Source organism: uncultured Helicobacter sp. (assembly GCF_910577135.1).
Taxonomy (GTDB): domain Bacteria; phylum Campylobacterota; class Campylobacteria; order Campylobacterales; family Helicobacteraceae; genus Helicobacter_C; species Helicobacter_C mastomyrinus.
This window is the reverse complement of sequence record NZ_CAJTLL010000014.1, coordinates 44,479-56,455: the sequence shown is the minus strand read 5'-3', so window position 1 is coordinate 56,455 and position 11,977 is coordinate 44,479. Positions and strand designations below refer to the sequence as shown.

The following is an 11,977-nucleotide window of genomic DNA, read 5'->3' as shown; positions in this document are numbered from 1 at the left end:
AAAACCTACAAGAAGAGACTAGAAGCTCAATCAAATGGGAACGCAATATTACAGATATAAAGCTTAAAGTGGGCTTAATGCTTTTAATATTCTCTCAAAATCTTACCAAAAATAAAATATTTTCTTGACAAAATAGCATTCGCTTACTTTTTATGCTAAAATCGTGCTTTTAATCCATTTGACAACACAAGGCAATCTTATGCAATTTGAAATGCTTTATTCAAAGATTCATCGTGCCCACGTAAGTGATGCAAATCTCAATTACATTGGCTCAATCACTATCGATAAACATCTAGCTACAAGCGCTAATCTCTTAGCCGGTATGAAAGTGGAGATTCTTAACATTAACAACGGAGAGCGATTTAGCACCTATGTGATTTATGGCGATAAACAAGGAGAAATCTGCCTCAATGGCGCAGCTGCACGAAAAGCACAAGTGGGGGATACTATCATCATCGTTGCTTATGCGACCTATACACAAGAGGAGCTAAAATACTACAAGCCTACAATCGTGCAAGTCAATGAAAACAATCATATTCTATCTATTATAAATGAGGTGTAGTGATGTTTGACCCAAATCAATTTGGAGCGATGCTCGGCTCAATGCAAGATTCAATAAAAGAACTAGAAGAGCAAAATAAGCAGACAATCCTCACGGCTAAAAGTGGCGGTGGGCTTGTGAGTATCAGCTGCAATGGAAGCGGTGAAGTGATAGATATGAGCATTGATGATAGCTTATTGGAAGATAAAGAATCTTTGCAAATTTTGCTCATCAGCGCCTTTAATGACCTCCGCAAAAGTGTAGAGGATAATCGCCAATCAACTGCTATGAATCTCCTTAGCGGACTTGGAGGATTTAATATCTTTGGTGGCAAACCAAATGGCTAAATCACTCTTTTCAAGGCATTTATTTTTGAGAATCTTTATCGCACTTTTATGTGCTACATCTGTGTGGGCTTATGACTACTCGCATTGTATAAAGTATTTCAACGCAGCAAGCACCCCTGTGGGTTCAACATACGCCATAAGCCTTAAAAATGGCACAGGGCAGCACCATCTCCTCTACTCCCCTACTCCACCTCGTAATGTAAAGCTTCTCAAAGCTGACCCTTTCATCGGGCTATATCTCATTTCTGCTTCAAAAACTAAGCAAAGCTATGAATTGCTCCCCCTTGATGCTCGCACACTAAAAGATAAGAATCTTGCTTTTATCAGCGCTAATGCGAAAGTACATACCGGGCATATTACCAAAAGGCAGACAAACTTCCTTAACTATGCGCGATTTTCCGCCCACGCGTCAGCCAATAGTGTGTTGGGCAATATTTGCTATCAAATCTATGGCATAAGTGTAGGCAATAATCAATTTATTGAAAAAAAATATATTGATAGATTTCTCTCTCAAAAATCCCCATATTATGGTGATTTGGGCGTTCGTTTTAATTCCCCTAAAGCCATTGTAGATATGATTGACCCCTTTATTGATTCTACTTTTAGATTAAATGATGAGATTCTCTCTATCAATGGCACAAAAGTCAGCTCAAGTGATGAAGCAGAATGGCTAATCAGCAATCTTAAAAAAGATTCTCTAGCAAAAATTCTCATCAAACGCAATGGCAAAAATATGACTATTAATGTTAAAGTCGATCAACGCTATGGAGGCTTTTTGCTGAGGGAAACATTCTTAGAACGTTTTGGCATACAACTTGATGAATATATGACTATTATTTCTATCAACCCATCTCTTGCAGGGCGATTCTCACAGCTACGTGCAGGGGATAGAATTTTGTGGATTAATAAAGAGCCTATTATTACAGCAAGCACAGACAATGCTCACAAACGTTTTGAGAGGCTAAAGTTTCTCCTTTCGCAAACACGATTTGATACGCGATTTGACGATAAAATACAGCTTCTCATCGTCCGTAATGACCTTGAGATTTTTCTTAAAATGTAGGGAGATACAATGCGACAAAATATCACAGAGATTCTAAACGATTTTGAATCCTTTCTTATCGAGCAAGCGCCTAAGATTCCAAGCTTTCACACACATTATGAATCCGCTATATGGGAGATGATGAAAAATGGTGGTAAACGTTTCCGCCCTGCGCTGCTTTTTTGTATCGTTAATGCCCTCTCTCCGCAAATGATCAAAAATGCCTTTTTACCAGCCTTAAGCATTGAGTGCATTCATACTTATTCCCTTATCCACGATGATTTGCCTTGTATAGATAATGCTGCATTACGGCGGGGACACGCGACTTTACATACTAAATATGGAGAAACTCTCGCCCTGCTTGTAGGAGATGGGCTCAATACTTATGCCTTTTGGCTACTCTCTCAAGCGCGACTAGATTCCCAAATATGCTTAAAACTCATTGAATCTCTTGCAGCAAATGCCGGTATTGGCGGTATGGTGCTAGGACAAGTGCTTGATTGCGCCTTTGAAAACACAACACTTTCTCTAGGGCAGCTTAAAACTATCCATTTAAACAAAACCGCTAAACTTATCGCCACTTCATTACAATGCGGGGCGATTATCGCTAATGCCTCATTGGAGCTTACTTCATCACTCTATGATTTTGGCTTAGAACTTGGAGTGTATTTTCAGCTACGTGATGATATTATCGATACCTGCCTTAATGCGGAACAAGCAGGGAAAACAACGCAAAATGACGCACATAAAAACAGCTATGTGAATCTACTTGGCTTAGATGAGGCAAAGGCAGAGTTTCATCGTCAAAAAACGCAGATTCAACACAAACTCAAAGACTTTGGAAATGCTATTGAATACGAACTCAACACACTTTTGCAAAATTATTTTAAGGAGATTGAATGAAAAAAATCCTACTAACCAATGATGATGGGTTTAATTCAAGTGGCTTACTCGCACTCAAAGACGCATTAAGAAACCTCGCTCATATTATGGTAGTCGCCCCTGCGAGCGAAAAATCAGCCTGTGGGCACGGGCTTACACTCACGCGTCCGCTTAGCTTTGTCCGTCTTGATGATGATTTTTACAAACTTGAAGATGGTACACCTAGCGATTGCGTGTATCTCGCCCTTAATACCCTCTACAAAGAGGATTGTAAACCTGATTTAGTGATTTCTGGCATTAACCTTGGCTCGAATATGGGAGAGGACATTACCTATTCAGGCACGATTGCAGGGGCGATGGAGGCTTGTATTCAAGGTGTGCCTGCTATTGCCATATCGCAAGTTATGCCCGATATGAACCGCTCTAAACACTTTGATTTCTCCCTTGCAAAAAAATCTATCGTGGATATAGTAAAAATGATTTTTGACAAAGGTTTCCCGCTGCAAGAGCGAAAGTTTCTTAATGTCAATATCCCCTATATTCAACACGCAGAATGCAAGGGTTACAAAATCACTCAAATGGGTTATAGAATCTACGCCGATGAGGCTCATCTCCACCGCAATCCACGCGGACAGGAATATTATTGGCTAGGCTTACACCCTTTGCAATGGGAGGAGCGCAAAGATACGGATTATCCTAATGGCTCGGATTTTAAAGCAGTGTATGAAAATTATGTATCTATTAGCCCTATCAAGCTCGATATGACAAGCTATGAGGATACTCAAATACTCTCAAAATGGATTAACAATGACTGAATTATTGATAGATATACACGCTCACGTATGCTTTTGACAATGATTTTGAACGCATACGGAGTAAAAAGTGTTGATTTTTAATGTAGATGATGTAGGAGGATTCACATTGGATTGCCTCTATCGTAGTAGTTTGAAGCATATTACCATCATAGATAAAAATTGCTTTGATACAACAAATCAAAATCGCCAAATCTGTACAAAGCGGCTCAATGAGCCAAAAGTCGCCGTTTTAGCCCAAATGTATCCAAGCATTACCCCTATGCAAGAGCAAATAGATAGTGTATTTTTAAAGCGATTTAATATAATAGCATTTGGTTATATTGTCGATGCCATTGATGATATTTATGGAAAAGTCGATATTACTAGAACCACCTTACACAAACTTTTAGAGAAATTTATCGTCTCCACAGGCAGCGCGAAAAAGCTTAATCCTCTGCATATCCGCCTAGATAATATTTGGAAAACACACGGCGATAAATTTGCTCGAAAACTACTCGAATATCTTAAAAAAGCGGGTATCCGCAGGTCGTTTAAGGCAGCATTCAGCCCTGAAGTGCCAAAATGCAAAGCGTTATGGAGCTGCATATGCTGTAACAATGAGTTTTGGACTATAGCATTAGTATCAAATCATACAAAATATAAAATATATTAAAGGAGAAAAGTTATGCGAGATGAATATGATGATTATAAAGATGAAGAATACAACCAAGATGATGAGTTTGAATACTATGATGATGAGGACGAGGATAGCCTGTATAGCGGCTATGACGATGATGACTATGAGAATCCTGATAGTGAATACGATGAGGAATAGCAGTTCCTATGAAAGCTAAAGATACCGCACAAAGCATTAAACTAGCGCTTTTGCAGCAATCCTACACAGGCGATAGAGATTCAATGATACAAGCTACAAGCGCAATGATTGCAGAGGCAGCCCATAATGGTGCACAGCTTGTCGCTTTGCAAGAGCTTCACACACGAGAATACTTTTGCCAAAGTGAGAATCCTGCGTTTTTTGACTATGCAGCGGATTTTGACAAAGACATTGCTCATTTCAGTGCCTTAGCAAAACAACATCATATTGTTTTAATCACCTCCCTCTTTGAGAGACGCACAGCAGGGCTATACCACAATACCGCTATAGTTTTTGAGAACAATGGTAAAATCGCAGGAAAATACCGCAAAATGCATATTCCCGATGATCCACAATTCTATGAGAAATTTTACTTCACGCCCGGCGATATAGGTTTTGAGCCTATACACACGAGCTTAGGGACACTTGGTGTGCTTATCTGCTGGGACCAATGGTATCCCGAAGCCGCACGTATTATGGCGCTTAAAGGCGCACAAATACTTATCTATCCTACCGCTATTGGCTGGTTTGATGAGGATAATAAAGAGGAGAAAAAGCGGCAAAAAGACGCGTGGATAGCTGTGCAGAGAGGGCATAGCGTGGCTAATGGACTGCCGACATTGGCGATTAACCGCGTGGGATTTGAGAAAGATAAAAGCGGTGTGGGTAATGGCATACGCTTTTGGGGCAGTAGCTTTATCTTTGGCGCGCAAGGAGAGCTTATCGCACAGGCAAGTGAGGATAAAGAAGAGATTATATATGCGGATATTAATTTAACTAAAAGTGAGGAAGTGCGCCGTATGTGGCCATTCCTACGCGATAGGCGAATAGAATCTTATAGCGAACTACTCAAACGTTTTTGTGATACATTCTAGAGAAAAATAAAAACTTACAATAAATCCCACAAGCCATACAAATCAGCAATAAATTTAAAAAGTATTTAACGTTTTTTAAGATACAATAGCGCGTTTCACAAAGGAACAAATATCTTTTCAAAGGACAAACGATGAAAAAAATTCTTGTTAGTTTAGTACTTAGCACAGGTTTAGTAAGCGGTGCATTAGCTGCAGCAAATACAAATACAGGTTGCGGACTTGGTTCGCTCATTATTGATAAAAAAGGGATTTTATGGAACGTCCTACAAGCAACTACTAACGCTACATTTTTTAATCAAACTTTTGGTATCACTTCTGGAACTTCTGGCTGTAAAAGTGGAAAAGTCGCTATGGATAGCCGCACAGAAGAATTTGTAGCTGCGAATATGGACGCACTTTCTCAAGAAATCGCACAAGGGCGAGGCGAACACCTTGACACACTTGTAGAGCTCCTCAATGTAAGCGACAAAGAAGCTTTCAAAGTAGCACTTCAAGAAAATTATCATAAACTCTACACAAGCAAAGATGCGCAAAGTGCCGATGTGCTTGATGGAGCAGCAAATCTCTAATCTTTTTTTGCATATATGAATCTTTCATATATGCGCCTCTTTCTGCTTAAACTGCTTTGATTTTAAGGTTGTATTTTGGATTTTCACACATATATTTTCCGCCCCATTATGATGTTTTTTATACTTTGTGCTTATCTCTATGCACAAGATTCCCACAGCGCACATATTAATGAACTTATCGCTCAAGCTAAAGCTCTAAAGCTTGCCGATTCTAAGGAATGGAAAACGCTTTTGCATATCAATAAGCACAAAAGTGAGATTATCTCACCCTACTTTTTTCTCACACCTAATTTCAAATCCTCGCGCAATCTCGCACAAGATGAACTAGAAGCGACTATTATCGCTTTCTATCAAGCTCTCTCGCAAGTGGCTGTGCCTGAAGCTATCAAAGAGCGACGTATGAAGCAGATTGTAGAATTTAAAGAAAATAATATCAATCTCCCTACACGTTCTATTGAAGCAGCAGACTATCACGCTATTTGTCGCTTTCCTGCCCGTCTTGCATTCCTTTCATCGCATTTAGATTTTAAAAATCTCCCTCAACTTGAATGTGCGGAATTTAAGGCAATGTATGACTATATTGCCCCCACAAAGGCAAGTATCGTCTTTCCCACAGCACATATCAACTCTCCCGCCTCGATGTTTGGACATACATTCTTACTACTTGATTCTGTGTTTGAATCCCGTCTGCTTGCCTTTGCTATCAATTACCAAGCCGATGCCGACCCTAACCAAGTTGATGCCATTAGTTTCGCCTTTAAAGGACTTTTTGGATTCTACACGGGGAGCTACTCTATCCTGCCCTATTATGATAAAATCGAAGAATATTCCAATGTAGAAACCCGTGATATGTGGGAATATGAGCTAAATTTTACACCTGAAGAAATAAAGCGATTATACAATCACATTTGGGAGTTAAGCGATGCCTTTAGTTACTATTACTTCTTTCATCGTAACTGTTCTTATAATATCTTGTGGCTACTTGAAGTTGCGCGAAAAAGCCTCAATCTACGCAAAGAATTTATCTATCAAGTCAATCCTCCAGAGACACTTTTTGCTTTTCAAAAAGCAGGGCTTATTAACGATATAGCCTATCGCCCTAGCAAACGTAGCAAACTCCTCTCTTATGAAAAAGTGATGGATTCTCATTCTATCTCACTTGCCAAATCGCTTTCACGTGGGAAAGCCACCCCCCAAAGTGTGCTTGATGATAGCAAACTCTCCCTTCAAGATAAGCAATACACACTAGAATCTGCCCTTGAACTAAGCGAGTATTACTACCTCAATGGCAAACTAAAACACGAAGATTACACACAAATCGCCTACGACCTTGCCTCCACACGCTCAAAACTTGGTGCAAATACACCCCCTGCGCTTAATATCCATGCCAATCCACTAGAGGCAAATCAAGGCTTACGCATTACGCCACTAATCCTTGCAAACACACAAGGCATTCACCCTGCCATTGATTTTAGAATCGCCTACCACGATATTACCGATAATGACAAAGGCTATCTCAAAGGCGCACAAATCGAGTTTATGCGGATTCTAGGCTATTATGATACGAGCAAAACGCCTAAAGTTGCCTTTAGTCTCTATGAACTTAATATCCTCTCTGTCGCCTCTATCGCGCCTAGAGGTAAATTCTTTAAACCCTTTTCTTATCGGCTTGAAACAGGCTTTAATCGTAGCTTTTATGATGAGCATTTGCACTATTTTGCCGCATTTGGTGGGGGCTTGAGCCATCAAATAGGTGATGTCGCTTATACATACTATTTCCTTGAGCCGACCTTCTTTATCGATAGCTTCCGCAGGGCAGATTTCGCGCTTAATGCCGTGCTAGGCATTGTCCTGCAGGATAATAACCGCCTCAAAGCCACATTAGAATACAAGCTTAAAACATACAGCCCCACGCATTTTAGCCACCTGTTCGATACCACTTTTAGTATAAATCTCAAGCACAATCTCGCGCTTATCGCACGTATGCAAATGCTAAAAAATGACACACAGAACTTGACACAGCCTACATCAATGCTAGGCGTAAGGCTGTATTTTTAGGATTTACTCTACCTTTGCTATTAAGCTAAAACTCCGTAATGGTTTCACGCACTTAAAATAAAGCCTCTCGTGTGCGCCTATTGGTTGTAAGTATGTTCTTAAAGCGTAAAGTTTCTATTATAACTTACTGATACAATTCAAAATTAATTTGTTAGAAATTAAGAATAGCTTATTTATCTCTCTTATGGCTTAATCTCACAAATTTCTCTAGCACCTCAAAAACTCGCTTAGATGCGATAATCTCTTGTGCTAAGAAATATCCCTCTTTTATATCCTTTGCCTTCCCAGCAAGATAGAGTGCTGCGCCAGTATTGAGTGCGACAAGCTGTGTCTTAGGAGAATTAGGCGCGGTGGCATTAAAAATATCAAGGCTGATACACTTATTCTCTGCTACATCTCCACCCTTTAGCTCCGCAAAAGAAGCAAAATCTAGCCCCACCTCATTAGGATTAAACACATATGTGTGTATATTACCCCTATCAAGCTCGGTAATCTGCGTAGGCGCACAGAGTGAAATCTCATCATAGCAATCAAATCCACTTACCACCATCGCCCTTTGAATCCCCAAAATATCAAGCGCTTGTGCCATAATCTCCGTGTAAGATTTGTCAAAAACGCCAATAAATTGATGGGTAACACTCGCCGGATTTGAAAGAGGACCAATAAGATTAAATATCGTTCTAAAGCCTAGAGACGCTCTAGCCGGAGCAGCAAATCGCATAGCAGCGTGAAACTTCTGCGCAAATAAAAAAGTAATGCCTATATTATCATACACATATTTGCAAGTTTGCGCGTCCATATCGACATTCACGCCCAATGCCTGAAGTAAATCCGCCGAACCGGACTTTGATGTAACAGCTCTATTGCCGTGTTTAATAACTTTTACTCCCGCTGTGGCTAAAAGTAATGCGCTTGTGGTAGAGACATTAAAGGTTTTATTAGGACTGCTGCCCGTGCCTACCATATCTAGCCGCACTTCATCGCTTAGCGGGAGAGGAAAGGCTATCGCCTTTTTTTTGAGCACACTTGCAAACCCGGCCAATTCCTCCGCATTCACACCCTTAATCTCAAGACTTGTGAGAATGCTCCCTATCTGTGCATCGCTCATATTACCCTCTGTAATCTCATCCATCACATCACAGGCTTGTTTAAAGTTAAGATTCTCTCCCTGCATAGTGCTTTTAAGATATTGCTTTATAGGGATAATCTCACGTGTGTAATGCAAAAAGTTTAAAAGCATTTTCTCGCCCTCTATTGTGCCAATCGATTCAGGGTGAAACTGCACTCCCATAAGCTGATAGCTCTTATGCTCAATCGCCATAATCTCGCCATCTTCACTCCACGCGCTTACTTCAAAGCATTCAGGTAGCTGATGAACCTCTCCTACCAAAGAATGGTAGCGCACAATAGGTGTGAGTGGCTTAATATGACGGAAAAGCCCTTTTTGATTATGATGTAAAGGTTCGACCTTACCGTGCACGATATGCTTTGCATTAACAATATCCATACCAAAAGCCGCCATAATCGCCTGATGCCCCAAACAGATTCCCAAAATAGGATACACACCTTGCAATTCCTGCACGATTTGGATAGAAATCCCCGCTTCTTGTGGCGTTTTGGGACCAGGACCAATGATGATGTATTGCGGAGAAAGGGCACGTATCTCTTCAATGCTAATCTTATCACTCCTTACGACATTAATAGGAAATCCAAAGCGATAAAATGCCTGATAAATATTGTAGGTAAAAGAATCATAATTATCTATAAGCAAAATCATTTGTTATCCTTTGTAAGCATACTGATTTGTGAGCGGACTTTGCTTTGTGTCTCCATATACTCCGTGCTAGGGATAGAATCTTGCACAATGCCCGCGCCAGAGCGCAAATAATATATGCCATTTTGATACACTGCTGTGCGAATAGCAATGGCAAAATCCATATCCTCATCATAAGTAAAATACCCTATCGCACCACCATATATGCCACGCGAATGGCTTTCTAAAGATTCGATAGTTTTAATGGCTTGAATCTTAGGTGCTCCTGATAGTGTCCCTGCAGGAAATGCCGCCTTGAGCGCATCGCGTTTGCTAAATCGCTCTGTATCTAGCTCTCCCTGCACTGCTGAAACAATATGCATTACGTGAGAGTATCGTTCAATCTTATTTCTTGCCATTACCTCCACGCCCCCTCCTATGCTGACTTTTCCAGCGTCATTCCGCGCTAAATCAAGTAGCATTAAATGCTCTGCATTCTCTTTTTCATCATTTAAAAGCTCTTTTTCAAGCTCTAAATCCCGCGCTACGCTCTCTCCTCTAGGACGAGTGCCAGCAATAGGGCGGATAGCAAAAAGTGCGCGTCCCTCTTGAGTTTTAAGCCGTATCATAATTTCCGGACTAGCCCCCAAAACGACAAAATTTTCAAATTGATAATAAAACATATATGGGCTAGGATTGAGATGGCGGAGGTGGCGATACGCCTCTAATGGAGGCAAAGCAGAGGCGACATTCATATATTGGCTTGGCACACATTGGAGCAAATCGCCTCGATAAATCGCCTCTTTAATCGCTACAACCATTGCTTCATACTCGCTTCGTGTAGTAGCATTTTGTATCGTGTAATCCCCTGAAAATGCGCTACTATCAAATGATGTTGGAGATGGTGATAGAGATCGCAAAGTAGTAATAATCTTTTCTACCCTCTGCATAGGCTCTATCTTTTCGCACTCATTAGCATAGCCCACACTCACAATATGTAGCCTATCAAAAAGATGATCAAAAATCAAAAAATCCCGCCCAAATATAAAGGCACATTCAGGTGCTTCATAAAGCGGGGGATTGTGAAAGCTGACTTCCTCGATTTCAGCAAAAAACTCATATCCTATATACCCTGCTCCACCAAGTGGCAAGGGCAAATCGTGCGGGGTTATCCCTTGTGGATTGGGAGCTAGAGTGCGCACAAGAGCAAGAGATTCCAAAAAACCATCTTGCTTAAAGGGATTATCTGCGCTTTTATCGGGGATTTTCACCTCATATCCTGCTAGAGCCTCGCTTAAGAGCATTTTTTGATTGTTGCATACAAGTATGTATGCTCCATTTTCCTTATAAACGCAAAAAGCCTCACATAAAATCATAATGGAATATCTATCCTTGCCTGTTTCATTATAGGCAGATTCTAAAAGCATTTTTGCATTTAACGCCCCTAGCACCGCTAAAGGCGTGAGATTGTCGCACAACATTTCTTTATGTGCTATCACCGCCTTATTGGCATTTTTAAAATCAAACATCTTCACTCCTTATATTTTTATTATACCTTTGTTGTGGTGGCTTATTAAGCCGCCATATTTGCGCGAAGTGTTTGAGGATATACCCCCTTTATAGAGATTTATATCGCTAACGCATTTTAAGCTCAACAACCTCCACACCCTCTGGCGTAACAAAATCAAATACCTTATCATTTATTATAGTATTAAGCTTCACGTTGCTTAATTTCAATGTGCTTTTTGCCCCCATAGAATCTACAAAGTTAATACGTTCTGGCTTGTCATTTTTATCCACAAACAGCACATACTCCACGCCATCAACCTGCGTGTGATAGCTCCCATCATCTTGCTTTTTAGCCGATTTGATAATCGATATAAAATCACTATTTGTCCTTAAAGTCGAGTGGCTTACCTGCTCCAAACTCGGCTCATAAATAATCACCTTATTATCATTCATATAAATTTCTTTTTTAAAGGGCATTTGATAATCCCATTTTACTTTATTAGGAGATTTGCCTAGAATCTTGCCTTTATAATACACGCTCGTGCCATCATCATTTTCAATATATTGCTCAAAATCTGCCTCTATGCTTTTGAGATTCTCTCCCCACGCAAAGAGCGTCCCGCAGTAGCCTAGTAGCATTATCACACTTATGATTAATACACGCATTTACACAATCCTTCACCCTTAAATTAAAATGTGAGATTCTACCAAAGTATATTAAAGTATGTTAGAA

General features: G+C 40.3%; 13 protein-coding genes. 10 read left to right on the top strand and 3 right to left on the bottom strand.

The features are described from left to right. The first annotated feature begins 199 nt into the window (after positions 1-199). From panD to QZ289_RS07955, 10 genes are all read left to right on the top strand, one after another. Entirely contained in the window at positions 200-562 is a 363-nt protein-coding gene (gene panD, locus QZ289_RS08000) for an aspartate 1-decarboxylase (protein WP_295701378.1), read from the top strand. A gap of 2 nt (positions 563-564) precedes the next feature. Continuing rightward, positions 565-888: a YbaB/EbfC family nucleoid-associated protein gene (locus QZ289_RS07995; RefSeq protein ID WP_295701377.1), complete on the top strand. Its 324-nt coding sequence runs from the start codon at positions 565-567 to the stop codon at positions 886-888. Further along, a complete protein-coding gene (locus tag QZ289_RS07990; RefSeq protein WP_295701376.1) occupies positions 881-1,951 on the top strand; it encodes a PDZ domain-containing protein in 1,071 nt (356 codons plus the stop codon). The genes QZ289_RS07995 and QZ289_RS07990 overlap by 8 nt, the downstream gene beginning before the upstream one ends. Positions 1,952-1,960: 9 nt before the next feature. Further along, positions 1,961-2,833, top strand: coding sequence for a polyprenyl synthetase family protein (locus tag QZ289_RS07985; protein WP_295701374.1), 873 nt, complete (start codon positions 1,961-1,963; stop codon positions 2,831-2,833). Continuing rightward, a complete protein-coding gene (surE, locus tag QZ289_RS07980; protein ID WP_295701372.1) occupies positions 2,830-3,627 on the top strand; it encodes a 5'/3'-nucleotidase SurE in 798 nt (265 codons plus the stop codon). Before QZ289_RS07985 ends, surE begins: the two co-directional genes overlap by 4 nt. A 67-nt stretch (positions 3,628-3,694) precedes the next feature. Then, entirely contained in the window at positions 3,695-4,279 is a 585-nt protein-coding gene (locus QZ289_RS07975; RefSeq protein WP_295701370.1) for a ThiF family adenylyltransferase, read from the top strand. Between the two features lie 12 nt (positions 4,280-4,291). Further along, positions 4,292-4,441, top strand: coding sequence for a hypothetical protein (locus tag QZ289_RS07970; RefSeq protein WP_295701368.1), 150 nt, complete (start codon positions 4,292-4,294; stop codon positions 4,439-4,441). A gap of 8 nt (positions 4,442-4,449) precedes the next feature. Then, entirely contained in the window at positions 4,450-5,355 is a 906-nt protein-coding gene (locus QZ289_RS07965; protein WP_295701366.1) for a carbon-nitrogen hydrolase, read from the top strand. 131 nt (positions 5,356-5,486) lie between these two features. Further along, positions 5,487-5,924, top strand: coding sequence for a DUF3015 family protein (locus QZ289_RS07960; protein WP_295701364.1), 438 nt, complete (start codon positions 5,487-5,489; stop codon positions 5,922-5,924). Positions 5,925-5,999: 75 nt separating this feature from the next. Continuing rightward, the gene (locus QZ289_RS07955) at positions 6,000-7,982 is read left to right on the top strand and encodes a DUF4105 domain-containing protein (RefSeq protein WP_295701362.1); all 1,983 of its coding nucleotides are present in this window, start codon (positions 6,000-6,002) and stop codon (positions 7,980-7,982) included. A gap of 169 nt (positions 7,983-8,151) precedes the next feature. Here QZ289_RS07955 and QZ289_RS07950 read toward each other — a convergent pair whose 3' ends face one another. From QZ289_RS07950 to lolA, 3 genes are all read right to left on the bottom strand, one after another. After that, positions 8,152-9,759, bottom strand: coding sequence for a bifunctional anthranilate synthase component II/anthranilate phosphoribosyltransferase (locus tag QZ289_RS07950; protein WP_295701360.1), 1,608 nt, complete (start codon positions 9,757-9,759; stop codon positions 8,152-8,154). Beyond that, a complete protein-coding gene (locus QZ289_RS07945; RefSeq protein ID WP_295701359.1) occupies positions 9,756-11,264 on the bottom strand; it encodes an anthranilate synthase component I family protein in 1,509 nt (502 codons plus the stop codon). The genes QZ289_RS07950 and QZ289_RS07945 overlap by 4 nt, the downstream gene beginning before the upstream one ends. 106 nt (positions 11,265-11,370) lie before the next feature. Beyond that, positions 11,371-11,910 (bottom strand): LolA-like outer membrane lipoprotein chaperone, encoded by a 540-nt coding sequence (lolA, locus tag QZ289_RS07940; protein ID WP_295701357.1) that lies wholly within the window; start codon positions 11,908-11,910, stop codon positions 11,371-11,373. Positions 11,911-11,977: the final 67 nt, after the last annotated feature.